Source organism: Arsenicicoccus sp. UBA7492 (genome assembly GCF_002479615.1).
Taxonomy (GTDB): domain Bacteria; phylum Actinomycetota; class Actinomycetes; order Actinomycetales; family Dermatophilaceae; genus Arsenicicoccus; species Arsenicicoccus bolidensis.
Genome location: NZ_DLOE01000022.1, coordinates 14,750 through 38,773 on the forward strand (window position 1 = coordinate 14,750; position 24,024 = coordinate 38,773).

A 24,024-nucleotide genomic window follows, 5' to 3' on the forward strand; every position below is an offset into this window, starting at 1 on the left:
ACCGTATGCCGGAGCCCGGCCGCGTCGCGGATCCCCACGAGGCGGCCGGGCTCTCGGCATACCGCGGGGTGCGCGCGAGGTCGTGAGCGCGGGCGGGTGCACCCCCCGCGGCACCACTAGGCTGGCCCCCATGACCTCTGCCGACGATCTCGCCCTCGCCGCCGACCTGGTCCGCTCCGCCGGCACGCTGGCGCTCGAGATGCGCGCCGCGGGCCTTGAGGGGACCCGCAAGACCTCGGTGTCGGACGTCGTCACCGCCGCCGACCACGCGGCGGAGGAGCTCGTGGGTTCGCGGCTGCGGGCCGAGCGCCCCGACGACGGCCTCGTCGGCGAGGAGGGGACGAGCGCCCCGGCCACGAGCGGCCGCAGATGGTTCATCGACCCGGTCGACGGGACCTACAACTTCCTGCACGGCATGACGCACTGGTGCTCCGCGCTCGCCCTCGTGGACGACGAGGGGCCGATCCTCGGTGCCGTCTACCACCCCGAGAGCGACCAGCTCTGGCTGGGGGGCCGCGACCACCCCACGACGTGCAACGGCGTGCCCGTCGGCCCCGTCCGCGACCTGTCGCTCGACCTGGTCAGCGCGGCGACCTACCTGCACCCGACGAGGTTCGGTCGGCCCGAGATGATCGCGCCGTGGGCCGAGGCGACCCGGCTGTGCGCGACGGTCCGCATGCTCGGGTCGGCGTCGGTCGACCTCGCCTGGACCTCCGACAGCCGCGTGGGCGTGTGGTACCAAGCGGACTGCCACCCCTGGGACTGGTATCCCGGCCAGGCGCTCGTGGAGGCCGCCGGCGGCGTGACGCGGCTGGTGCCGGTCGGGGGACACACCTGGCACGTCGCCGGCTCCCCCACCGCGGTCGACCAGGTGGCCGAGGCGATGATCACCTGCCTGCCCCGCGACGAGCGCGAGGCCGCCGCCCGATGAGCTCGCTGCGACTGACGCGTCTCGGCCACCGCGACGCGCTGCTGGTGCTGGCCGCCGGCGACCTGTTCGGCACCCCGCCCACCGAGGAGGGCGCGCGACGATTCCTCGAGATGCCCGGGCACCACCTCGTGCTGGCGATCGAGGGCTACCGGCCGGTCGGGTTCGTCAGCGGGGTCGAGATGGGCCACCCCGACAAGGGCACCGAGATGTTCGTCTACGAGCTGGCCGTGGACCCCGCGCAGCAGCGCCGCGGCATCGCCTCCGCCCTGCTCCGCGAGCTGCAGGCGATCGCGACCGAGCGTGGCTGCAGCGCCCTGTGGACGGTCACGGACACCGACAACGAGGCTGCCCTGGCGACCTATCGCTCGCTGGGCGCCCGGGACTCGAGCGGCAAGACCATGCTGGAGTGGGATGGCGGGCACGCCACCCGCTAACCGCGGACCCGCTCCTCTGAGGCCACCACCTCGATCAGCCCCGCCCCCAGGAGCGCCCGGAGGTGATAGCTCGCGTTGGCCTGGGTGATGTCGAGCTCGCGCGACACCTCGGTGGCGCTGAGCTCGGCCCCGGTCAGGAGCGACAGCATCCGCAGACGCAGCGGATGGGCCACCGCCCGCAGGCGCCGGCGCTCCTCGTCGGTCGCGTCCTGCCCCATCAGCGGAGGGTGAGGCCCTCGGCGGCGAAGTGGTCCCGACCCCGGCGGGTGATCTCGTCGAGCTCGTCGAACAACGCCGCGTCGACCTTGGTGAAGGTGAAGCAGGACTTGCCCTGCATCCTCTTGCGCAGCTCCGGCGACATGTCGGCGACCGTCTCGGGCCGCAGGTAGGCGCACATCAGGTGATAGCTGACATAGCGCTTGCCGAGCCGGACCCCGGCGAAGGAGATCCCGTCGGAGTAGTTGCGGAAGGGCGCGCCGAGCAGCAGGTAGCTGCCGGGGTCGGGCGCCTGCGCCTCCTTGCGACCTCCGTCGCAGTTGGCCTCCGTGACGTTGTCGGTCGTGCGGAACACGTCCTCGTGCACCGACAGTCGACGGACGAGCTCGTCGTAGACCGGCTGCAGGTCGGGCATCGGCGCTCCTGGGTGTGTCGGGGACGTCGTGGGCGGATCTACCTGAGGTAGTCACCTCGACCTGGGGTGCCAACCCCGGCGGACGTGACTACCTGAGGTAGGTCAGAAGAGGGCGGACATGAGGGACGTGCGGCCCTTCTTGACGCGCGGGTCGTCGTTGCCCACGACGTCGAAGAGGGTGATCAGGTGCAGGCGGACCGTCTCGCGGTCGTCGCCGGCCAGCGTGCGCACGAGGTCGACGAGCCGCAGGAAGGCATCCTCCACGTGCCCGCCCATGACGTCGAGGTCGGCCACCAGCAGCTGCGCGCCCACGTCGGACGGGTCGTCGGCCGCGGCCTGGCGGGCGGCCTGCAGGTCGACACCGGTGGTGCGCTCGAGCAGGTCGACCTGGGCCTTGCCCACCTGGGCGTCGCGGTCCTGGGGGTCCTTGGCCAGGGCCTTGTCGTATGCCGCCCGGGCGCCCTCGAAGTCACCGCGCTCGAGGGCGGTGAAGGCCTCCTCGTGCTCCGGCGACATCGGGACCTCGGCGTCGGGGTCGGCCTGCTCCCCCACGTCGACCCGGCCGGTGATGCCGTTGGCGACGGCGACCTTGAGCAGCTCGTCGACGTACTGCTGGATGACGTCCTTGGGCTGGCTGCCGACGAACAGCGGCACGGGCTGGCCCTGGAGCAGGCCGACCGCCATGGGGATCTGCTGCACCTGCAGCGCCTGCGCGAGGCCGGGGTTGCTGTCGACGTCGACCGTCGCGAGCACGAACCGACCACCGCTGGCCTCGGCGACGGCGGCGAAGTCGGCGACGACCTCCTGGCCGCCCCGGGTGGCGCTCCACACGAGCAGGACGGACGGCACGCTGACCGACTGCTGCATGATCTGCTGGATCGTGGCCTCGGTGGCCTCCACCACGACCGGGGAGCCCTGGCGGGCGCCCCCACCCTGGGCGGGGGCGCCGGCGGGCTGCTGGCTGAGTCCGGACAGGTCGACCGCACCACGAGCGGCGGCGTTGGAGAACGGCTGCGACGTCATACGGGCATTGTGTCGCACCCGGTCCGCTGCCGGGTAACCGGACGACGAGCTCGATCTAACCCGAGCGGGATCAGAAGCGAGCAGGCTCGCGGTAGATGCCCCACTCGTCGCGCAGCGCGTCGCAGATCTCTCCCAGCGTCGCCTCGGCGCGGACCGCGTCGAGCATCGCCGGGATCATGTTGTCCGAGGTGCGGGACACCTCGACCATCCGCCGGACGGCGTCGGCCGCGATCTCCTCGTTGCGCCCCGCGCGACGCTGGCCGAGCGCGGCCACCTGCTCGCGCTCCACCTCGTGCGAGACGCGCAGGATGTCGAGCTCGGAGCTGACCGACTCGGTCAGGCAGTTGACGCCGACGATGCGCTTCTGGCCCGACTCGAGCGCCAGCTGGTGGGTGAAGGCCGCGTCCCCGATCTCGGACATGAACCAGCCCTCCTCGATGCCGCGCAGGATGCCGGACGTCATCGGCCACAGACCGCCCTCGGCGACGCCGACGTTGTCGCGGACGACCTCGGCCAGCCTGGCCTTGTCGGAGGACTCGACCGGGACCTTGCCCATCGACAGGATGCGGGTGAAGATCGCCTCCGCCTCGGCCTCGATCGTGTCGGTCAGGGCCTCGACGTACCACGAACCGCCCAGCGGGTCGGCGACATTGGTGATGCCGGTCTCCTCCATGAGCACCTGCTGGGTGCGCAGCGCGATCTCCGCGGACTGCTCGGTCGGGAGGGCGAGGGTCTCGTCGAGCGCGTTGGTGTGCAGCGAGTTGGTGCCGCCCAAGACCGCGGCGAGCGCCTCGACAGCCGTGCGCACGACGTTGTTGTAGGGCTGCTGGGCGGTGAGGGACACCCCGGCCGTCTGCGTGTGGAAGCGCAGCTGCATCGCCTTGTCGGAGGTGGCGCCGTAGACGTCGCGCATCCAGCGCGCCCAGATGCGGCGGGCCGCGCGGAACTTGGCGATCTCCTCGAAGAAGTCGACGTGGGAGTCGAAGAAGAAGGACAGGCCCGGGGCGAACGAGTTGATGTCCAGGCCTCGCGACAGGCCCAGCTCGACGTAGCCGAAGCCGTCGGCGAGGGTGAACGCGAGCTCCTGCGCGGCCGTGGAGCCGGCCTCGCGGATGTGGTAGCCGGAGACCGAGAGCGGCTTGTAGGCCTTGATGTTCTCGTCGCAGTAGGCCATCAGGTCGCCGATGAGGCGCAGGTGCGGCTCGGGGGCGAAGAGCCACTCCTTCTGCGCGATGTACTCCTTGAAGATGTCCGTCTGCAGCGTGCCGTTGAGGGTCGAGATGTCGACGCCCTGGCGCTCGGCGGCCACGAGGTACATGCAGAAGACCGGCACGGCGGGCCCGGAGACCGTCATCGAGGTGGTGGTGTCGCCCATGGGGATGTCGCTGAACAGGACGTCCATGTCGGACGCCGAGTCGATGGCGACGCCGCAGTGGCCGACCTCGCCGAGGCTCATCGGGTCGTCGGAGTCGCGACCCATGAGGGTCGGCATGTCGAAGGCGACCGAGAGGCCACCGCCGCCGCGCGCCAGGATCATCTTGTAGCGCTCGTTGGTCTGCACCGCGTTGCCGAACCCGGCGAACTGGCGGATCGTCCAGCTGCGCCCGCGGTAGCCCGTCGCGTGCAGCCCTCGGGTGTAGGGGAACTCGCCGGGCCAGCCGATGCGGTCCATGCGCTCGTCGGCGGCGGCCTGCTCGTCGGTGGGGCCGTAGACCGGGTCGACCTCGACGCCGGACAGGGTGGTGAAGTCGGCGGTGCGGATGCGGCCCTTGGCCACGGCCTCGTCGTACCGCTCCTGCCACCGGCGACGCCCGTCGCGGCGACGCTCGGGCGAGTCGGCGGCGGGTGCGGCGGAGGCGCTGCGCTGGGTCTCCTGGATGGTCATGGACCACAATTTACTAGGACGTCCTAGTAAATGTCACCAGGCTGGCGTCGCCGATCGCGTCAGGCGCCTCGGGCCCCTCTCGAAGCCCGGGGTCTCACGAGGTGAAGTCGCCGCCGGCCACCCGCACGCGCCGCAGCAGGGCGAACAGCTGCTCGTGCTCGTGCGTCGTCAGCACGTCCAGCCCGAAGTCCAGCTCGTGCAGGTCCTGCGTCGCCGCCTCCATCACCGCGCGGCCCTCGTCGGTGATCTGGGCGAGCGTGCCGCGACCGTCCGCCGGGTTGGGCACCCGCCGCACGAATCCCTGCGCCTCGAGCCGCTGGACGATGCTCGTGGCGCTGGTGGGGTGGACCATGAGCCGCTCCCCGATGACGCTCATCGGCAGCCCGCTGTCGCGGCCGAAGGTCAGCAGCACCAGCGCCTCGTAGCGCGCGAAGGTCAGCCCGTGCTGCGCGCACGCCTGGTCGAAGGCCGTCGTGAGCATCTGCGCCACCCGCAGCAGGCTCGTGGCCGTCGCCATCTGCCGGGACGGCGCGGCCTCGCCCCAACGTTCGCGCCACGAGCTCTCGGCGCGGGCGATCGGGTCGAACGGCAGGTTGAGGGGGGCGGTCACCTGGGCAGGATAGAGGGCCGTATGCCGCAGCGCCCGGCGTTCGGCGGGGTCAGCCCCTCGCGCGGCGCTGCACCAGGACGAGGCCGACGAGGGCGAGCGCCGTGCCGAGGCCCGGCACCCAGAACCTCAGGCCGTAGGTCGTCGGCCCCTCGTGCGACACCGCCGTGCCCGTCAGCAGGCCGGTGTGGGCCTTGATCCGCAGGTCGTCCGAGGGGCCCAGCGGCGTGTCGTCGTCGGCCGAGCAGTCGACGTCCGTCTCCCGGAGCGTGGCGTCCGTGGGGTCCACCCAGGTCACGCGGCACCGGTCGCCGCCCTGCACGGCCACGACGGAGGAGTCCACGTCGTGGCTGGTGATCCAGGCTCCCCAGCCGAGCATGCCCGCCACCATCGCGAGCACCCCGACCGCGACGAGCCCCTCGGGCAGGTGGGAGCGGTGCCGCCGCCAGGACAGGACCAGCGCCGCGAGCACGGCCAGGCCGACGAGCAGCGCCAGCACCACGAGGATGTCGGTCATCGAGACCCGCCCTCGCGCGGCTCGCGGTAGTCCGTGGGGTCGAGCCCGCCGTCCCGCGCGACGTGGGTCTCCACGCCGGGAACCGTGTCGGTGTTGTGGGCGCTGACGGTGCGCCACCCGTCCTGGCCGCGGCGTCCGACGAGGGTCAGCACGCCGCGACGCTCGCCGGCCGGCTCCCCCGCCGGCGAGAGCTGACCGGTCAACGACCACTGCGCCACGACCACGGCGACCTCGCCGAGGCGGCGGACGCGACGACGGCGGAGCGTCATACGGCTCTGCCCGAAGATCCGCTCGAAGCCGTAGGCGTGCGCTCCCCTGATCCCCGCCCGGTCGCGCCACCACAGCCCCACGACGTTGACGAAGTCCGCGTCGGCGGTGAACAGGTCTGCCAGGGCGTCGGGGTCGTGGTCGTTCCAGGCCTCGACGAACGCGTCAGCCAGCTGCTCGGGCTCGGCGATCACGAGGGGCGGTCGGCGAGCTTGGCCTCGAGGCGCTCCAGCTTGCCGTCGAGCTCGCCCGTCCGGCCCGGGCGCAGGTCGGCCTTGAGGACGAGGCTGACGCGGGGGCTGTGCTCGGCGCAGGCGTCGCACGCGCGCTTGATCACCGCCATGCACTCGTCCCACTCGCCCTCGATCGTGGTGAACATCGCGTCCGTGCGATGGGGCAGGCCAGAGTCGCGGACCACCGCGATGACGTCGGCGACCGCGTCGGAGACCGAGCCGGTCTCGTCGGCGGCGGTGGCGGGAGCGATCGAGAAGGCGAAGAGCATGCCTCGATCCTAGGACGAGGCCTCAGCGCGCCTGGTCGGGGGTGCGTTCGTGGGCGCGGTCGATGCTGCGGTCGTCGGCGGGGACGATGGCGTCGGGCCGGCCCGACCCGTCCGGCCCGTCCACCGGCGCCACGAGCTGCCACACGACGCAGAGCACCAGCAGGACCGCGGCACCCGCCGCGATGCCTGACGTGAGCATGTAGTAGAGCAAGGCGTGGGTCCCCATGTAGGGGCCCACCGTGATCATCGTGCGGACCGCGAGCGCCGCCGCGACGATGACGGGGGCGCGCACGATCCACGGGGCCAGGTCGGGTCGCAGCCGGGGCGTGCGATGCACCCGCCGGTCCCGCAGCTCGCGCCACATCACCCACGCGATCGCGACCAGGCCGAGGACGGAGAAGGCGTACATGAGCCACCGGCTCATCGGGATGCCCGCGACGACCTGGACGAGGAAGGGCACCCGGTTCGTCGTCCAGCTCGGCTCGTGCGTGAACTGGTCCCAGCCCAGGTGACCCAGGTTGGCGAGCAGCACCGCGAGCGGGACCGACCACCACGCGGAGCGAGGGAGGGCGCGGCGGCGGCGCAGCCGGTCCCGCAGGGCGTCAGGGGCGGCGTCACGCAGCGGCTCGGCGAGCAGGTAGGTCCAGGCGACGACCATCAGGATGCCGACGGGCAGGTCGAACACCGCGAGACCGAACCAGGTGTGCGTCCACGAGTGCCCCTCGTCACGGCTGCCCAGCAACCCGCCGGGGACGTAGAGCGGCACGTCGGGAGACAGCGATCCGGCCACCAGCGCGGTCAGCGGCAGGCCACTGCGGCGCAGCGGGAGCACCAGAGCGGGGTGGGCGAGGGTGAAGGGCACCTCACCACTGTACGCAACCGTGGGTGGGCATCGTGTGACGAATCGGACATCGTGACGGGGGCCCGTGGATCGGCATACGGCACAACGAAACTGCTGGTGACCTCGGACGAGAACCCGTCCGACCCCGGTCGGCTGTGGCCGATTGGCTCGGGCCAGGTCACGTCACGTCAGGTCGCCGATGACTTGGTCGGCCGCGGCGTAGGGGTCGCTCAGGCCGTCGACCACGGCCGCGGCCAGGGCCTCCATGCCGTGGTCGCCACGCAGGTCACCCATGCGCTCGCGCAGGCCCTTGATGACGATCGACTCGATCTCGTCGGTCGCCCGCTTGAGGCGTCGCTGGCGCAGGACGCCCTTGTCGGTCATCCACGCGACGTGCTTGTCGAGCGCCTCGACGACCTCGTCGACGCCCTCGTGCTTGTGGGCGACGGTCTTGATGACCGGTGGCCGCCACAGCCCGGCCTCGGTGCGGTCGCCGAGCGAGATCATGTGGCGGATGTCGCGCACCGTGTTGTCGGCGCCGTCGCGGTCGGCCTTGTTGACCACGAAGACGTCGCCGATCTCGAGGATCCCGGCCTTGGCGGCCTGGATGCCGTCGCCCATCCCCGGCGCCAGCAGGACGATCGTCGTGTCGGCCAGCCCCACGACCTCGACCTCGCTCTGCCCGACGCCGACGGTCTCGACGAGGATCACGTCGCAGCCCGCGGCGTCGAGGACCCGCAACGCCTGCGGCGTGGTCCAGGACAGGCCGCCGAGGTGACCGCGGGAGGCCATCGAGCGGATGTAGACCTGCGGGTCGAGCACGTGGTCGGCCATGCGGATGCGGTCGCCGAGGAGCGCGCCGCCGGAGAACGGCGACGACGGGTCCACGGCGAGGACCCCGACGCGCAGGTCCCGCTGGCGCAGCGCGGTGACGAGCGCGTTGGTGGAGGTCGACTTGCCGACGCCCGGGGAGCCGGTGATCCCGATGACGTGGGCGTGCCCGGTGTGGGGCGCGAGCGCCGCCATCACCTCGCGCAGCGCCGGATGGGCGTCCTCCACCATCGAGATGAGGCGGGCGACCGCGCGGGGGCGGCCGGCGCGGGCCTGCTCGACGAGGGACGGGATGTCGACCTGGCGGGACACGGTTGTCAGCTCCTCCTGCGTGGTGCGCCGCTCGTGCTGGCGAGCGGCGTGGTCGTACCTACCGGGGGCGAAGGCATCAGCCTGCGGTGCGAAGGCCGGTCGATGCCTCTGCCCCCGGTGGGTCTGCTACTGGGCGACCTTGATGATCAGCGCGTCACCCTGGCCGCCGCCACCGCACAGCGCGGCCACGCCGGTGCCGCCGCCGCGGCGTCCCAGCTCCAGGGCGAGGTGCAGCACGATGCGGGCGCCGGACATGCCGAGCGGGTGGCCGAGCGCGATCGCGCCGCCGTCGACGTTGACCTTGTCGGCGTCCACGCCGAGCTCGCGCGTCGAGGCGATCCCGACGGCCGCGAAGGCCTCGTTGATCTCGATCAGGTCGAGGTCGGTGGGGGCGATGCCCTCCTTGCGGCAGGCGGCGGCGATCGCGTTGGCGGGCTGCTGCTGCAGGGACGAGTCGGGGCCGGCGACGTTGCCGTGCGCGCCGATCTCGGCGATCCAGGTGAGGCCGAGCTCCTCGGCCTTGGCCTTGCTCATGACGACCACGGCGGCGGCGCCGTCGGAGATCTGCGAGGCCGTGCCGGCGGTGATCGTGCCGTCCTTGGTGAAGGCCGGACGCAGCTTGCCGAGGGACTCCGTCGTCGTGTCGCCGCGCACGCCCTCGTCGGTGCGGAACTCGATCGGGTCGCCCTTGCGCTGCGGGATCGTGACGGGCACGACCTCTTCGTCATACCGACCGGCCTCCCACGCGGCCGCGGCCAGCTGGTGCGAGCGCGCGGCGAACGCGTCCTGCTCCTCGCGGGACACCGCCAGGTCGCCGGAGTTCTCCGCCTCGGTCAGCAGGCCCATCGGCTGCTCGGTGAAGACGTCCCACAGGCCGTCGACCACCATCGAGTCGGCCAGGGTGGCGTCGCCGTACTTGAAGCCGTCGCGCGACTTGGCGAGCAGGTGAGGCGCGTTGGTCATCGACTCCTGGCCGCCGGCCACGATCACGTCGAACTCCCCCGCGCGGATCAGCTGGTCGGCCAGGGCGATCGCGTCGAGCCCGGACAGGCACACCTTGTTGACCGTCACGGCGGGGACGCTCATCGGGATGCCGGCCTTGACGGCGGCCTGGCGGGCGGGGATCTGACCGACGCCGGCGCCCAGGACCTGGCCCATGATGACGTACTCGACCTGGTCGGGCGCCACGCCGGACTTGTCGAGCGCACCCTTGATGGCGACGGCGCCGAGGTCGGCCCCGGAGAACCCCTTGAGGGAGCCCATGAGCCGGCCCATCGGGGTCCGGGCGCCGGCCACGATGACGGACGGACTGGCAGTTGCGGACATTGAGAGGCCTCCAGCAGCGGTGGTGGGTCAGGCTCGTGCCCGCCCACCTTATCCAGGTCCCGGCGCCTCGCTCTGCGGAGGGTGACGGGCGTCGCGTCGTGCGGGGACGTGAGCCTCGTCATACCGCGCCGCCGGTCGGCCCCCGGGTGAGTGGCCGCAGACCCCCGGTCCTAGGCTGGAGGCATGGCTGACAACACGCTGCAGGGACTGTTCACGCACATCGACCACGTCGGCATCGCGGTCCGCGACCTCGACGAGGCCATCGAGTTCTACGAGACGAAGTACGGCATGACGATGGCCCACCGCGAGGTCAACGAGGAGCAGGGCGTCGCCGAGGCGATGATGGCGGTCGGCGACTCGACCTCCCACATCCAGCTGCTCGCCCCCCTCAACGAGCAGAGCACGATCGCCAAGTTCATCGACAAGTCCGGCGTCGGCATGCAGCAGATGGCCTACCGCGTCGAGTCCATCGACGACGTGTGCGCGACCCTCAAGGAGCGCGGCCTGCGCCTGCTCTACCCCGAGCCCAAGCGCGGGACGGCCGGGTCGCGCATCAACTTCATCCACCCCAAGGACGCCGGTGGCGTGCTGGTCGAGCTCGTCGAGCCCGCGCCGGGTGGCATGCACTGACCTCAGGCCCCGGCCGTATGCCGGGAGCGCCCGGCCCCACGCGGGGTCGGGCGCGCCCGCGTCCTGGCCCCAGCCCCCCTGTCCTGACCCGCCTGTCCTGACCCGCCTGTCCTGACCCGCCTGTCCTGACCCGCCTGTCCTGACCCGCCCCGCCCGTGGCGGGGAGCAGCCCCCGTGGCGTTGAGCGGCGACCGTGGCGTTGAGCGGCGACCGTGGCGTGCTGCGGCTCGCCACCTACGCTGCTGGGCACCTCCGACACCGGGAGGTGCCACCTGCGCGACATCATGAGCACGACAATCCGTGAGATCCCCCGGCCAACGCCCGCCGGAACCCGTCAGAAGGGCCCGTCGTCCACAGCGCGACGCGTTGCGGAACGCCCCATCCACAGGAGCAGCCGGGACCCTGGTCGCGAATGGGCCACGCAGACATCCTCAGTCCATGTCGATCCCCCCAGCCCTGCTCGCCCGTGAGTTCTTCTCGCGCGAGGACGCCCTCGCCTCCGGCGTCACCGACTCCGATCTCCGCAGCGCGGTCAAGGCCGGCACGATCACCCGGGTGCGACGAGGCTGGTACACCGCCGAGGACCTCCCGTGGCCACGGGACCACCACCGGGTGGACACACGCATCGAGATGCACCTCCACCCACATCAACGTGCGAGCCACCACAGCGCTCTGATCCATCTCGGCCTCCCGGTGCACGAGCCGGACCTGTCCACGATCCACATGCGATGGAGGACCTCGGGGTGCCCGCGTGAGAGTCGCGGACGCGTCTATGTCCACGAAGCCCTGCTGCTCGACTCCGGGTGCAGGGTCGCTCGGGCCGTCATGGAGACCGCCCTGCTGGACCCCGAGTCCGCCCTCATGGCGGCCGACGAGGCGGTGCGCACGGGCCGGACGACGGCGAACGACCTCGCCGTGTGGGCTCAGCGGCTCGCGTTCGAGCGAGGCGGATCAGGAGTGATGCTCGTGCACCGGCTGGCGGACGGCCGACGCGAGTCACCCGGGGAGTCACGTTCCGCTCTGGCGCTGCACCACCTCGGCTACGCGACGACGCCGCAGGTCCCGGTGACCGGTCGTCTGAAGCGCTACCGCGTGGACGGGGCCATCGACGGCGAGTGGGTCTGCTTCGAGTACGACGGGCGCGGGAAGTATGCCGACCCGGTGTCAGGCCGTGTGCTGCCCAGCGAGAAGGTGCGTGAGGACGACATCCGCGATCAGGGGTGGGAGGTCGTCCGCATCACCAACGAGCTGCTCGACGACCCCGCGCTGCTGCGCCGGAAGGTCGAGGGGGCACGCCTGCGGGCCCGGCGGCGTCACGGGATGAACCGGAGGGTCGCGGCAGCCTGACTTCTTCTATGGCGGAGCGCCCGCCCCACACGGGGTCGGGCGCTCGCCCGTGCCGAGGCACCACCGGCCCCCGCGGCAACCACCCGCCCCCGTGGCCGCCACCCGCCCCCGTGGCGTGCTGCAACACACCACCGGGACTGGCCGGCACCACGGGGGATGGCGGAGCCCACCACGCAGAACCCCGCCGGACTCTGCGGGGGCGCGTCCGGGGCGCCCCCCGGCCGCCACCAGCCCCGTGGCAACCACCCGCCCCCGTGGCCGCCACCAGCCCCCGTGGCGTGCTGCAACACACCACCGGGACTGGCCGGCACCACGGAGGATGGCGGAGCCGGGGCGTGGTCGGCGGGGTCAGCGGATGCGGCCGGAGCGCACGAGCTCGCCCACCGGCACGGAGCTCAGCCCTCGCGCGGCCAGGGCCTCCAGCAGGTGCGGCAGCGCCTCCACCGTCTGGTCGCGGGGGTACTCCTGGGCCCAGCGTCCCTCCACCCGGCCACCGTCGTGCGCCAGGACCACCGCGCCGGGGTCGAGCGCCTCGCCCAGGCCGGTGCCCCCGACGCGCGCGCCGTCGTGCAGGCACGCCTCGAGGCAGGAGCTCCAGAAGGCCTGACGCTCCCCCAGCGACCGGGCGACCTCGGCCACCGACGTGCTGGTGCGGCCCACGGGCGGGCGCAGCAGCCGCGCCCCCGCGTCGCCGATGACGCGGCGGCCGCGGGCGATCTGGTCGCGGACCTCGGCGTTCGAGATCTCCGTCAAGTGGGCGTGGTCGTGCGTGTGGTTGGCGACCTCGTGGCCCTCCGCCCGCATGCGCGCGACCAGGTCGGGGTGGGCCGCGGCGTTGGCGCCGACGACGAAGAAGGTGGCGCGCGCGTCATACCGGCGCAGCAGGTCCAGGACCGCGGGGGTGTAGCGCGGGTCCGGCCCGTCGTCGAAGGTGAGCGACAGCACGGGCCGGTGGGTCCGGACATAGCTGACGCAGTCGCGGTCCGCCGCGCGGCGCGACTGCGGCGAGGAGGTGGGTCCGAGGGCGAGCTCGAGCCGGCCGTCGTCCGTCACGGCGAGGCCCGCACCAGAGGCGGCGCACAGCACGGCGCCGGTCAGCGCCGTCCGGCGCGACACGACGAGCGCACCCAGGCCCGACGGCCCGGTCCTCCCCACCCGCATGGTCCCCCGCATCCCCCGAGGCACGAACGACTCCGTCTGCCCCATCGCGCTCGGCTTGCCCGGGCGGTGCGGCCATGCTAACGCCCCTGCCACGTGAGCGACGTCACCCCTGTGTCGGAGGTCTCAGACCCCTATCGCCGTGAGGTGACCCGCCAGTAGCGTCCCTGGTGAGGCGGCACGCAGTGGTGCCCCATGCCCGAGGAGCAGACATGACGAACGACGCCATGACCGCCATCCGCGACGCCATCCTGAGCGGGGACCGGTCGGCCGAGACCTACGCCGGCCTGGCCGTCCCCGAGTCCTACCGGGCCGTCACGGTGCACAAGGACGAGGTCGGCATGTTCGAGGGTCGCGCGAGCCGGGACAAGGACCCCCGCGAGAGCCTGCACCTCGACGAGGTCCCGCTGCCCGAGCTGGCGCCGGGCGAGGCGCTCGTGGCCGTCATGGCGAGCTCGATCAACTACAACACCGTGTGGACCTCGATCTTCGAGCCGGTCCCGACGTTCGGCTTCCTCGAGCGCTACGGCCGCACGAGCGACGCGGGCAAGCGCCACGACCTGCCCTACCACGTCGTCGGGTCGGACCTGTCCGGGATCGTGCTGCGCACCGGACCGGGCGTGCACATCTGGGCCCCCGGCACCGAGGTCGTCGCCCACTGCCTGTCGGTCGAGCTGGAGCACCACGACGGGCACAACGACACGATGCTCGACCCCGAGCAGCGGATCTGGGGCTTCGAGACCAACTTCGGCGGCCTCGCGCAGCTGGCGATCGTCAAGGCCAACCAGCTCATGCCCAAGGCCGAGCACCTCACCTGGGAGGAGGCCGCATCCCCCGGCCTGGTCAACTCCACGGCCTACCGCCAGCTCATCTCGCGCAACGGCGCTGGCATGAAGCTCGGTGACCGCGTGCTCGTCTGGGGCGCCTCGGGCGGCCTCGGGTCCTACGCCACGCAGATGGCCCTGGCCGGTGGCGCGACCCCGATCTGCGTCGTCTCCTCCCCGGAGAAGGCCGAGATCTGCCGCAAGATGGGCGCCGAGCTGGTCATCGACCGCAACGCCGAGGGCTACCGGTTCTGGAAGGACGAGCAGACCCAGGACCCCAAGGAGTGGAAGCGCCTGGGCGCCAAGATCCGAGAGCTGACCAACGGCCACGACCCGGACATCGTCTTCGAGCACCCCGGCCGCGAGACCTTCGGCGCCTCGGTCTACGTCACGCGCAAGGGCGGCACGATCGTGACCTGCGCCTCGACGTCCGGATACATGCACGAGTTCGACAACCGCTACCTGTGGATGAACCTCAAGTCCATCGTCGGCTCGCACTTCGCCAACTACCGCGAGGCCTGGGAGGCCAACTCCCTCATCCGCCGCGGCCTGATCCACCCGACGCTGTCCAAGACCTACACGATGGACGAGGTCGGCCAGGCCGCGCTCGACGTCCACCGCAACGCCCACCAGGGCAAGGTCGGCGTCCTCACCCTCGCCCCCGAGCAGGGCCTCGGGGTGTCCAGGCCCGAGATGCGGGCCGAGCTCCAGTCCGAGATCGACCGGTTCCGCGACGTCTGAGCCGTATGACGAGGGGCCCGGCCGCCCGCGTGTGACCCACGTGGCGGCCGGTCCCCGACATACCCTCGGACCGTGAGGATCCCCCTGGTCGACCGGACGGTCGCGGCACGTCGCCGCTGGCACGCCTATCGCGCCCGCCAGCGCGAGGCCCTGGCCGAGAGCAACCGGATCAGGCGCGACGCCGCCGACCTCCCGGTGGGCGGGGACGCGGGCGAGAGTGTGGGCGGGGACGTGGGCGGGGGCGTGGACACCACGCTGACCGGCGGGACGGTCGAGCCGACGGCGTCAGGGACCGGCGACCCGACCACCACGACGACCACGTCCGGCGCGACACCTTCGGCCCCCACGCGGACGGGCGTCCCGCTGTTCCATCAGTCGCCGTTCACCATCGGCTTCGTCGGCGCCATCGGCGTGCTCGCCGCCGCGACGCTGTGGAGCATGATCGGCGCGCTCAGCCTCACGCTGACCCTGCTGACCGTCGCGTTCTTCCTCACCCTCGCCCTCGACCCGCTGGTCCAGCGCCTCGTCACGGGTGGGCTGCGCCGAGGCGCCGCGGTCGGCATCGTGTTCCTCGGCCTGCTCGTCGTCTTCGCCCTCCTGGCCGGGCTCGTCGTCCCCCCGGTCGTCGAGCAGTCCTCGTCCCTGATCAAGAACGCCCCCGACTACCTCACCCAGCTGCTCGGCCAGCCCTGGGTGCAGAACCTCGACAAGGACTACAACCTCACGGCGCAGGTCCAGCAGCAGCTCACCGAGCGCCTGCGGGACCAGACCTTCCTGTCCACGGTGGCGGGCGGGCTCATCGGGGCGGGGCAGGCGCTCGGCAGCGGCATCTTCCAGACCTTCACTGTCCTGATCCTCACGCTCTACTTCCTCGCCAGCCTGCCCACGACCAAGAAGGCGGCCTACGCCGTCGTCCCGGCCAGCCGTCGCGCGCGGGTCGTCTACCTCTCCGAGGAGATGATGCGGCGGGTCGGCAGCTATGCGATCGGCCAGGTGGGCGTGGCGACGATCAACGGCCTCCTCAGCTGGATCGCCATGCGGATCCTTGACGTCTCGTATGCCGAGGTGCTCGCCGTCACGGTCGCGTTCCTCGGGCTGATCCCCATGGTCGGAGCCACCCTGGGTGGAGCGCTCGTGACCGGCGCCGGCCTGATCCAGAGCCCGCAGACAGGGCTGATCCTGCTCGTCTACTACGTGATCTACCAGCAGGTCGAGAACTACATCATCGTGCCGCGGATCATGCAGCGCACCGTGGCGGTGCCCGGGGCGGTCACGGTGGTCGCGGCCCTCGCCGGCGGCACGCTGCTGGGCATGCTGGGTGCGCTGCTGGCGATCCCGACGGCCGCCGCCCTGCTCCTGCTCTACGAAGAGGTGCTGGTCCCGCGTCAGCGGCGCCTGTGACCTGCTGCTGACCCAGCGTGATGCTTCGTGATGGTGAGCGCCCGGTCCGGTGAACCTTGCGCCGCCCCCCAGCCCCAGCCGCACCCCGGACGCAACCCTGCCATAACGTGAGTGTTGTCGAGAGCGCGAGGGGGAATCGCATGACGGTGGAGAGCACGACTACGCCGATGACAACGCCGGCGACAACGCCGACGACCGTGCCACGACGGCCCTGGGTCAGGTGGCTGCGGACCCACCTCTCGGTGGTGGACCAGCTGCGCGAGGACCGCCAGGCTCACGACGGCGACGTCACGACGCCAGGATTCCAGGCCGTGGCGTCGGCGCGGATCGGCGCCTGGGTGGACGCCGGCGAGGCGCCCCGGTGGGCGCGGGTCCCCGCGGACCTGGTCAGCCGGGCCGGCTATCTGGTGTGCCGCAACGTCTACGGCATCGAGCTGCCTCGGACGGTGACCCTCGGGCGCCGCGTCCGGATCGCGCACCAGAGCGGCATCGTCATCCACCCGCACGCCACGATCGGCGACGACTGCGTCATCCGGCAGAACGTCACGCTCGGGGCCGGCAGCGGCAAGCCCGAGACCTTCCGTCGGCAGGCGCCGCGCATCGGCAACGGCGTCTCCATCGGCGCGGGCTGCGCGATCGTCGGCGGTGTCCGTGTCGGCGACGGGGCCAACCTCGGCCCCAACACCACGATCATGACGAACGTCCCCGAGGGCGCCACCGTCGTGGACCAGCAGCCCCGGGTCCTGCGCATCCCCACGGTCCGCTGATGACCGGGGAGCTGATCACCCGCGCCCGCGGACAGCTAGCCCAGGACGACCTCGCGCGCGGCCTCGCCACCCTGGGGCGGGTGGCCACCGAGACGGACGACCTGGCGACCTGGCTCGCCGCCGACCGCCTCCTCGGGCAGCTGTGGCAGCGGACGGACGGGCACGACGCCCTTCCCGGGCTGCGCCGGACCGTGCGCCTCGCCCTGCTGAGCAGCCACACGAGCGGCCAGCTCGCGGTCGCGATGCGGGTGGCGGCACTCGCGCACGGCATCCGGCTGGAGATCCACGAGACCCCTTACCGGGCGTACGAGGAGCAGGTGCACGATCCCACGTCGGCGCTCTACGCCTTCGGGCCCGAGGTGGTGGCCCTCGTGGTCGACCGCCGTGACCTGCACCTGCCGCCGATCAGCGACGACCCCGCGGCGGACGTCGCCGCCGAGGTCTCCCGCTGGACGCGCCTGTGGCAGGTGCTGCAGGAGCGCACCGGCGCCCGGATCGTGCAGACGACCTTCGTCCCGCCCACCGACGACCCCTACGCGGGCCTGGCCTTCGCGTCGCCGGGGGGCCGCGTCGCGATGATCCGCCGCCTCGGGCTGGAGCTGGCGGACGCCGCCCCCGACGGCGTGCACCTCGTGGATGCCGAGACGGTGGCCGCGCGGGTCGGCGAGGCGCGGTGGCACGACCCGCGCTACTGGTACCACTCCAAGCACGCCGTCGGCCTGGCGGCGCTCCCGACCCTCGCCACCGCGATCCTCGACGTCGCGGCCTCGGCCCTGGGCCTCGGACGCAAGGTCGTCGTGCTGGACCTGGACAACACGTTGTGGGGCGGTGTCGTCGGCGAGGACGGGGTCGGCGGCATCCAGCTCGGATCGGGAGCTGCCGGCGAGGCGTATGCCGACCTGCAGGCCTGGCTCAAGGAGCTCACCCGCCGAGGCCTGCTGCTCGCGGTCGTCAGCAAGAACAACCCCGAGGACGCGCGGGAGCCCTTCGAACGCCACCCGGACATGCGGCTGACCCTGGACGACATCGTCGCCTTCGAGGCCTCCTGGGACGACAAGCCGCTCGCCGTGCAGCGCGTGGCCGCGCACCTGGACCTCGGGCTCGACGCCCTGGTCTTCGTCGACGACAACCCCGTCGAGCGGGAGGCCGTCCGGCAGGCGCTGCCCCTGGTCGGTGTCGTCGAGCTGCCGGCCGCGCCGACCGAGTACCTCCGCACCATCGCTCGGTTCCCGGGGCTGCAGGCCGTCGCCCTGACGCACGAGGACACCCGCCGAACCGCGCAGTACCGCGCCCGCGCGCAGGCCGGCGCGTTCGCCGCGCAGGCCGGCTCTCGGGAGGACTTCCTCGCCGGGCTCGAGCTCGCGGCCACGATCGAGCCGTTGGACGAGGTCAACGCCCAGCGGATCGTGCAGCTCATCGGCAAGACCAACCAGTTCAACCTCACCGGCCGACGTCACTCGGCGGCCGACGTGCAGCGTCTCGCCGGCGTCGACCGGGCCGTCGTGTGGGGGATGCGCGTGCGGGACCGCTTCGACGACCACGGCCTGGTCGCGGCGCTCGTCGCCGTGCCGGACGGGGACGACCTGGTCGTGGACACCTTCGTGATGTCCTGCCGCGTGATCGGGCGCACCGTCGAGCAGAGCCTGCTCGTCGCACTGGCCGAGCACGCCCGCGACGCCGGGTTCGCGCGCCTGCGCGGCGACTTCGTGCCCACCGCAAAGAACACCCCCTCGCGAGACGTCTACCGGTCCAGCGGGTTCACCCGCGACGAGCGTCGTGCCGACGCTGCCGACGCGGGCGTCAGGCCCGACGCTGCCGACGCCGCACCCCGGCCTCAGGACCCGGACGCCCCGCAGACCTGGAGCCTCGACCTCACCCGCCCCCTCCCGCAGCCGCCGACCTATGTCGCCGTCGCGCTGCCTGCCCTGAAGGAGCATCGATGACCGAGCCGACCACCCTCGAGCAGGTCCAGGAGATCTTTCGCGACGTCCTGGCCGATCCCGACCTCACACTGACGCGCGAGACCGTCGCCGACCAGGTGGACGGCTGGGACTCCCTGGCGCACGTGAGCCTGATGTTCAGCGTGGAGAACGCCTTCGGGATCCACCTGTCCGACGCGGAGATGTCGGGGCTGAGCGACGTGGGCGCGCTGGTCGACGTCGTGGACGCCAAGCGCGACTGAGGGGACGTCGCAGGCGCTCAGTCCTCGACGACCTCGCCGTCCCACGTCGTCGGCAGGGGGCCGAAGCCCGGTCGCACCCGCGCGACGATCTCGTCCAGGGCGCGGCGGACGTAGGTCTCCCCCACCCACAGGTGCTTGCACCCGTCGACGCCGACGACCTCGGCCTGCGGCACGACCGAGAACTTCTCCCGCGCCTCGGCGGGCTGCAGGTAGTCGTCGTGCTCCGGCACCAGCGCCACGAGGGGCCGTCCGTCGACCGCCCACTCGCGCAGGTGCTCGGACCCGGTCCAGCGCAGCGGAGGGCTGAGCAGGATCGCGCCCTCGATGGCCGGGTCGAGGCCGTACATCAGGGTCAGGTCCGTGCCGAAGGACCAGCCGACGAGCCAGCGGTGCGGCAGCGGCGGAGTCTCGTGGAACTCGGCGTACTCGATGGCCGCCGCCACGTCGAAGCGCTCCCCCTCGGCGTGCTCGAACTCCCCCTCGCTGGTGCCGCGCGGCGAGCTCGTACCGCGGGTGTTGAAGCGCAGCACGGCGATGTCGGCCAGGGCCGGAAGCCGGTTGGCGGCCTTCTTGTAGACGTGGCTGTCCATGAAGCCGCCGTGGGTCGGCAGGGGGTGCAGCGTCACCAGGGTCGCCACGGGGTCGCGGTCCACGGGGAGCGCGAGCTCTCCGACGAGCCGGAGGCCGTCGGCGGTGTGCAGCTCGATCTCCTCCCTGCGGGCTGGGAGGACGGTGTTGGCACGGATCTCGTGGCTGGGCAAGGGGGTTCGGCTCCTCTGACGGTAGGGGCGGTGTCTGGGCGGCGGGCGGTGTGTCGGGACGATGGGCGGTCGCGGGACGGCGGGCGGTGGGGACGGACGGACGAAAGGTCGACGGACCGTATGCCGGGGGCTAGTGGCGGTGGTCCCGGGCGGACCAGCACGGGGTGTGCCAGTGCCGCCGGTCCGGCAGCCCTCGCAGCCCCTCGGCCGGCCACGCCACGACGTGCGCGATGGCATCGCTCAGGGTCTGCTGGCAGCCCGGGCAGCGATAGACCTTGCCCGTCGAGGCCCCACGGACGCCCCGCACGATCCACGCACCGTCGGGGTGGACCTCACGGCGCTCCATCCCCGCCAGCCGGCCCATCGCCAGCGGGACGTGCTGCTCGCTGCGTCGGTTGGCTCGGGGCATGCCTCCATTGTCGCAAAGGTCGCGCCCTCCCTCCGCCGGAGCGAGAGGGAGGGCGCGTCGGCATACGGGCCGTGGTCAGTAGGTGCGGAAGCCCCGCTTGGTCTTGCGACCGAGGTAGCCCGCCGTGACCATGTGCTCCAGCAGCGGCGCCGGGGCGTAGCCGCGGTCGCGGAACTCGAGGTAGAGCTGCCGCTGGATCGCGTAGGACACGTCCAGGCCCACGACGTCCAGCAGCTCGAACGGGCCCATGGGCAGGGCGCAGCCGTTCTTCATCGCCGTGTCGATGTCGTCGGCCGTCGCGTAGTGGGCCTCGAGCATCTTGACGGCGTCGTTGAGGTAGGGGAAGAGCAGCGCGTTGACGATGAAGCCGGCGCGGTCGCCGCAGCGGACCGGCACCTTGCCGATCGTGCGGCACAGCTGCAGCACGGTCTCCTCGACGTCGCCCTCCGTGGAGACCGTCGTGACGACCTCGACGAGCTTCATCACCTGGGCGGGGTTGAAGAAGTGCATGCCGATGACGTCGCCGGGACGGCTCGTGGCCGCCGCGACCTGGATGACGGGCAGCGAGCTTGTGGTGGTGGCGAGGATCGCCCCCTGCTTGCAGACCTCGTCGAGCCGGCGGAACATCTCGGTCTTGACGTCGACGTCCTCGGCGATGGCCTCGACGACGAGGTCGACGTCGGCGAGCGCGGACACGTCGGTGGCGGCGGTGACGCGACCGAGCGCCTCGGCCTTGGCCTCCTCCGTCGCGCGCCCCTTGCTGATCGCCCGGTCCATGCTCTTGGCGATAGCGGCGGACACCCCGGCGACCTTGTCGTCGGTGCGGCCGACCACGACGACGGGGTAGCCCGCCTTGGCGAACACCTCGACGATGCCGGCGGCCATGGTGCCGGTGCCGACGACGCCGACCGTCGCGACGTCTCGGGTGGGCCGGGGAGACTCCGACTCGACGGGGGTCAGTGCGTCCGCGACGATCTTGCCGGAGCCGGGCGCCTCGTAGGTGTAGAACCCGCGGCCGGTCTTGCGGCCCAGCAGCCCGGCCGTGACCATCTGCTTGAGGATCGGGCTCGGGGCGTGCAGCTTGTCGCGTCCCTCGCGGTACATCGTGTCGAGGACCTGGTAGGCCGTGTCCAGGCCGATCAGGTCGAGCAGCGCCAGCGGGCCCATCGGGTAGCCGCAGCCGTGCTGCATGGCGGCGTCGAGGTCCTCGCGGGTGGCGTAGCGCGACTCGTACATGCTCATGGCGTGGTTGAGGTAGCCGAAGAGCAGGTAGTTGCCGATGAACCCGGCCTTGTCGCCGACCACCACGGGGGTCTTGTCGAGGCGCTCGGCGAGCTCGCGGGCGGCCGTGACGATGTCGGGGTCGGTGACGACGGTGGAGATGATCTCGACGAGCTTCTGCACGGGAGCGGGGTTGAAGAAGTGCAGGCCGAGCACGCGCTCGGGGTGGCTGGTCGCCACGGAGATCTCGGTCACGGACAGGCTCGAGGTGTTGGTCGCGAGGACGCAGGACTCCTTGACGATGCCGTCCAGCCTCGCGAACAGGTCCCGCTTGATGGCGAGGATCTCGGGGACCGCCTCGACGACCAGGTCGCAGTCGGCGACCGCCTCGAGGTCGGCCGCGAAGGTGATCCGTCCGAGGATCTCCTGCTGCTCCTCGGCTGGCATCTTGCCGCGCTCGACGGCCCGGCCCGTCGACCGCTCGACGTGCCCACGACCACGGTCGACGGCGGCGTCGTCCATGTCGACGGCGACGACGCTGAGGCCGTGCCGTGCACAGACCTCGACGATGCCCGCACCCATGGTGCCGAGCCCGACCACTCCGATGGTGTCCAACGATCGCTCCATGCCTGGAAGTCTTGAGGGGGGTGATGCTGGTGGCAAGACTGTCGGACTGCGGGCTTGGTCACAAAACTACTGGCGGGTATGCCGGCCGCCCGGCGCTCTGACGGCGGTTCGGGCACGCGGCGGGCCGGCGGCATACGGCCCGAACCGCTCGCTCGGACTAGGGTGACCTGTCGTGCGCCTCGTCATCTCCCGCTGCTCCGTCGACTACGAGGGCCGGCTGGCCGCCCACCTGCCGCTGGCCACCCGCCTGCTGATGATCAAGGGCGACGGCTCGGTCCTGGTGCACTCCGACGGCGGCAGCTACAAGCCACTCAACTGGATGACCCCGCCGTGCGCCCTGGCCGAGATCCAGCCCGACGAGACCGAGGCCGCCGAGGGTGCCACGGCCGTGTGGGTCGTCCGCAACGCCAAGTCGGGCGACGCCCTGCGCATCGTGATCCACGAGGTCCTGCACGACAGCTCGCACGACCTGGGGGTGGACCCGGGCCTGGTCAAGGACGGCGTCGAGGCGCACCTGCAGAAGCTCCTGGCCGAGCACATCCACACCCTCGGCGACGGCTACTCGCTGGTGCGCAGGGAGTACATGACGGCCATCGGGCCGGTCGACATCCTGTGCAAGGACGAGGGCGGCGGCCACGTGGCGGTCGAGATCAAGCGGCGCGGCGAGATCGACGGCGTCGAGCAGCTGACGCGCTATCTCGAGCTGCTCAACCGCGACCCCGCCCTCGCTCCCGTCACCGGCGTCTTCGCCGCCCAGCTCATCAAGCCGCAGGCCCGGACGCTGGCCACCGACCGGGGCATCCGCTGCGTGACCCTGGACTACGACGACCTCAAGGGCATCGACGCCTCGGCCTCCCGCCTGTTCTGACCTCGCACTCACCCGGGAACGGCCACCACAACCCTCACCGCCCGGTAGAGTCGGGCGGTGTGACCGAGCCCCGATTCTGCTACATCGTCCTCTGCCACACCCGTGCCGACGCCGTCGCTCGTAATGCCCGGCGCATCCGCGAGCTGTCGCCGACCAGCGACGTGATGCTGCGCTATGACGTCCCGGGGCTGATGGACGAGCGGGCGTGCGCCGAGATGGGCGTGCAGACCTACGAGGACGACATCACGGTGCGCTGGGGAGACTGGACGATGGTCGAGGCGCAGCTCCGTGCCCTGCGGGAGGCACGGCGCCGGTCGGACGCGTCGCACTTCGTGCTGCTCTCCGGTCAGGACTACCCGATCCGTGACCTGGCCTCCTGGGAGTCCGGCGTCGCCACGGACGGCAGCGACGCGGTGCTGGACCTGCACGGCGACTCCCCCGAGACCTACACGTGGACCTGGCGCCACCTCCCGGGGCCCGAGATCCTGCGGCGCGTCACCGGCCCCCTGGCCTGGCGAGCAGCCCACCGGCTCCCGGGCCAGCTGCAGGCCGTGCGCTCACCGACGTCCCACCACTGGTACGTCGGCGTCCCCCGACGAGCGGCCGCGCCCGTCCCCGTGGTCAAGGCCGCCGTCTGGGCCACCTTGTCCGCCCGGGCGGTGGACCGGCTCCTCGCCGTCACCGACCAGCGCCCCGAGCTCCCCCGCTTCTTCCGCACCACGAGGACGCCCGACGAGCTCTACACATCCTCCGTGCTGTCCGCCCAGGCGGACCTCCAGGTGCGCACCGGTCGTACCACCTACGCCGACTTCCCGGAGGGCGCCTCCAACCCCGAGTGGGTCGATGCAGCGCTCTTGGCCCGGGCCGCGGACACCCCGGCCGCCTTCGTCCGCAAGATGCATCCCGACGTCGACCCCGACGTGCTGCGGCTGGCGGACGAGCTCGTGCACGCACGACCTTCGCCCTCGCACTGATCCTTCG

Annotated in this window: 26 protein-coding genes; 11 read left to right on the plus strand and 15 right to left on the minus strand. The window is 72.1% G+C overall.

Annotated features, from left to right (window positions below; genetic code table 11):
* Positions 1 to 130 precede the first annotated feature (130 nt).
* Positions 131 to 931, plus strand: a complete 801-nt coding sequence (locus B4E97_RS05435) for an inositol monophosphatase family protein (RefSeq protein WP_286958981.1) — start codon at positions 131 to 133, stop codon at positions 929 to 931.
* Positions 928 to 1,365 (plus strand): GNAT family N-acetyltransferase, encoded by a 438-nt coding sequence (locus tag B4E97_RS05440; protein WP_019285620.1) that lies wholly within the window; start codon positions 928 to 930, stop codon positions 1,363 to 1,365. The genes B4E97_RS05435 and B4E97_RS05440 overlap by 4 nt, the downstream gene beginning before the upstream one ends.
* Here the strand turns inward: B4E97_RS05440 and B4E97_RS05445 are convergent.
* The 11 genes from B4E97_RS05445 to B4E97_RS05495 all read right to left on the minus strand — a co-directional run bounded on the left by B4E97_RS05445 (position 1,362) and on the right by B4E97_RS05495 (position 10,107).
* Positions 1,362 to 1,583 carry a winged helix-turn-helix domain-containing protein gene (locus tag B4E97_RS05445; RefSeq protein ID WP_286958982.1) on the minus strand — a complete coding sequence of 74 codons (222 nt, stop codon included), beginning with the start codon at positions 1,581 to 1,583 and terminating at the stop codon, positions 1,362 to 1,364. The genes B4E97_RS05440 and B4E97_RS05445 overlap by 4 nt on opposite strands.
* On the minus strand, positions 1,583 to 1,996 hold the full coding sequence (locus B4E97_RS05450) for a hypothetical protein (RefSeq protein ID WP_286958983.1): 414 nt from the start codon (positions 1,994 to 1,996) through the stop codon (positions 1,583 to 1,585). The genes B4E97_RS05445 and B4E97_RS05450 overlap by 1 nt, the downstream gene beginning before the upstream one ends.
* 102 nt (positions 1,997 to 2,098) lie before the next feature.
* On the minus strand, positions 2,099 to 3,019 hold the full coding sequence (locus B4E97_RS05455; protein WP_286958984.1) for a tetratricopeptide repeat protein: 921 nt from the start codon (positions 3,017 to 3,019) through the stop codon (positions 2,099 to 2,101).
* 70 nt (positions 3,020 to 3,089) lie between these two features.
* A complete protein-coding gene (locus B4E97_RS05460; protein WP_029212244.1) occupies positions 3,090 to 4,904 on the minus strand; it encodes an acyl-CoA mutase large subunit family protein in 1,815 nt (604 codons plus the stop codon).
* Positions 4,905 to 4,998: 94 nt separating this feature from the next.
* Positions 4,999 to 5,514 carry a MarR family winged helix-turn-helix transcriptional regulator gene (locus B4E97_RS05465; RefSeq protein WP_239265348.1) on the minus strand — a complete coding sequence of 172 codons (516 nt, stop codon included), beginning with the start codon at positions 5,512 to 5,514 and terminating at the stop codon, positions 4,999 to 5,001.
* 49 nt (positions 5,515 to 5,563) lie between these two features.
* Positions 5,564 to 6,028, minus strand: coding sequence for a hypothetical protein (locus tag B4E97_RS05470; RefSeq protein ID WP_239265351.1), 465 nt, complete (start codon positions 6,026 to 6,028; stop codon positions 5,564 to 5,566).
* Complete coding sequence (locus B4E97_RS05475; protein WP_239265354.1) at positions 6,025 to 6,489, minus strand: YybH family protein; 465 nt, start codon at positions 6,487 to 6,489, stop codon at positions 6,025 to 6,027. Before B4E97_RS05475 ends, B4E97_RS05470 begins: the two co-directional genes overlap by 4 nt.
* A complete protein-coding gene (locus B4E97_RS05480) occupies positions 6,486 to 6,797 on the minus strand; it encodes a thiamine-binding protein (RefSeq protein WP_286958985.1) in 312 nt (103 codons plus the stop codon). The genes B4E97_RS05475 and B4E97_RS05480 overlap by 4 nt, the downstream gene beginning before the upstream one ends.
* A 22-nt stretch (positions 6,798 to 6,819) precedes the next feature.
* Complete coding sequence (locus B4E97_RS05485) at positions 6,820 to 7,659, minus strand: DUF4184 family protein (protein ID WP_286958986.1); 840 nt, start codon at positions 7,657 to 7,659, stop codon at positions 6,820 to 6,822.
* A 162-nt stretch (positions 7,660 to 7,821) separates the two neighbouring features.
* A complete protein-coding gene (meaB, locus tag B4E97_RS05490) occupies positions 7,822 to 8,781 on the minus strand; it encodes a methylmalonyl Co-A mutase-associated GTPase MeaB (protein ID WP_029212238.1) in 960 nt (319 codons plus the stop codon).
* Positions 8,782 to 8,907: 126 nt separating this feature from the next.
* Positions 8,908 to 10,107 (minus strand): acetyl-CoA C-acetyltransferase, encoded by a 1,200-nt coding sequence (locus tag B4E97_RS05495; protein ID WP_029212237.1) that lies wholly within the window; start codon positions 10,105 to 10,107, stop codon positions 8,908 to 8,910.
* Positions 10,108 to 10,290: 183 nt separating this feature from the next.
* On the opposite strand from B4E97_RS05495, the gene mce reads away from it, so the two are divergent.
* Together mce and B4E97_RS05505 are read left to right on the plus strand one after the other, a co-directional pair.
* Positions 10,291 to 10,737, plus strand: coding sequence for a methylmalonyl-CoA epimerase (gene mce, locus B4E97_RS05500; RefSeq protein ID WP_019285631.1), 447 nt, complete (start codon positions 10,291 to 10,293; stop codon positions 10,735 to 10,737).
* Positions 10,738 to 11,175: 438 nt separating this feature from the next.
* Positions 11,176 to 12,084, plus strand: coding sequence for a type IV toxin-antitoxin system AbiEi family antitoxin domain-containing protein (locus tag B4E97_RS05505; protein ID WP_019285632.1), 909 nt, complete (start codon positions 11,176 to 11,178; stop codon positions 12,082 to 12,084).
* 348 nt (positions 12,085 to 12,432) lie between these two features.
* Here B4E97_RS05505 and B4E97_RS05510 read toward each other — a convergent pair whose 3' ends face one another.
* Positions 12,433 to 13,290 carry a polysaccharide deacetylase family protein gene (locus B4E97_RS05510; RefSeq protein WP_286958987.1) on the minus strand — a complete coding sequence of 286 codons (858 nt, stop codon included), beginning with the start codon at positions 13,288 to 13,290 and terminating at the stop codon, positions 12,433 to 12,435.
* 179 nt (positions 13,291 to 13,469) lie between these two features.
* On the opposite strand from B4E97_RS05510, the gene ccrA reads away from it, so the two are divergent.
* The 5 genes from ccrA (at position 13,470) to B4E97_RS05535 (ending at position 19,157) form a co-directional block, all read left to right on the plus strand.
* Positions 13,470 to 14,807 carry a crotonyl-CoA carboxylase/reductase gene (gene ccrA, locus B4E97_RS05515; protein WP_286959069.1) on the plus strand — a complete coding sequence of 446 codons (1,338 nt, stop codon included), beginning with the start codon at positions 13,470 to 13,472 and terminating at the stop codon, positions 14,805 to 14,807.
* Positions 14,808 to 14,879: 72 nt separating this feature from the next.
* Positions 14,880 to 16,208 carry an AI-2E family transporter gene (locus tag B4E97_RS05520; RefSeq protein ID WP_286958988.1) on the plus strand — a complete coding sequence of 443 codons (1,329 nt, stop codon included), beginning with the start codon at positions 14,880 to 14,882 and terminating at the stop codon, positions 16,206 to 16,208.
* 242 nt (positions 16,209 to 16,450) lie between these two features.
* Positions 16,451 to 16,975: a serine O-acetyltransferase gene (locus B4E97_RS05525; protein ID WP_286958989.1), complete on the plus strand. Its 525-nt coding sequence runs from the start codon at positions 16,451 to 16,453 to the stop codon at positions 16,973 to 16,975.
* A complete protein-coding gene (locus B4E97_RS05530) occupies positions 16,975 to 18,918 on the plus strand; it encodes an HAD-IIIC family phosphatase (protein WP_286958990.1) in 1,944 nt (647 codons plus the stop codon). The genes B4E97_RS05525 and B4E97_RS05530 overlap by 1 nt, the downstream gene beginning before the upstream one ends.
* On the plus strand, positions 18,915 to 19,157 hold the full coding sequence (locus B4E97_RS05535) for an acyl carrier protein (RefSeq protein ID WP_286958991.1): 243 nt from the start codon (positions 18,915 to 18,917) through the stop codon (positions 19,155 to 19,157). The genes B4E97_RS05530 and B4E97_RS05535 overlap by 4 nt, the downstream gene beginning before the upstream one ends.
* A 17-nt stretch (positions 19,158 to 19,174) precedes the next feature.
* Here the strand turns inward: B4E97_RS05535 and B4E97_RS05540 are convergent, their stop codons facing one another.
* The 3 genes from B4E97_RS05540 to B4E97_RS05550 form a co-directional block, all read right to left on the minus strand.
* Positions 19,175 to 19,918, minus strand: a complete 744-nt coding sequence (locus B4E97_RS05540) for an alpha/beta hydrolase (RefSeq protein ID WP_286958992.1) — start codon at positions 19,916 to 19,918, stop codon at positions 19,175 to 19,177.
* A gap of 130 nt (positions 19,919 to 20,048) precedes the next feature.
* Positions 20,049 to 20,327 (minus strand): hypothetical protein, encoded by a 279-nt coding sequence (locus B4E97_RS05545; RefSeq protein WP_034251810.1) that lies wholly within the window; start codon positions 20,325 to 20,327, stop codon positions 20,049 to 20,051.
* Between the two features lie 75 nt (positions 20,328 to 20,402).
* Positions 20,403 to 22,163, minus strand: a complete 1,761-nt coding sequence (locus B4E97_RS05550; RefSeq protein WP_349681169.1) for a 3-hydroxybutyryl-CoA dehydrogenase — start codon at positions 22,161 to 22,163, stop codon at positions 20,403 to 20,405.
* Between the two features lie 184 nt (positions 22,164 to 22,347).
* On the opposite strand from B4E97_RS05550, the gene nucS reads away from it, so the two are divergent.
* Complete coding sequence (gene nucS, locus B4E97_RS05555; RefSeq protein ID WP_286958994.1) at positions 22,348 to 23,043, plus strand: endonuclease NucS; 696 nt, start codon at positions 22,348 to 22,350, stop codon at positions 23,041 to 23,043.
* A 59-nt stretch (positions 23,044 to 23,102) separates the two neighbouring features.
* Complete coding sequence (locus B4E97_RS05560) at positions 23,103 to 24,017, plus strand: beta-1,6-N-acetylglucosaminyltransferase (RefSeq protein ID WP_286958995.1); 915 nt, start codon at positions 23,103 to 23,105, stop codon at positions 24,015 to 24,017.
* Positions 24,018 to 24,024 lie beyond the last annotated feature (7 nt).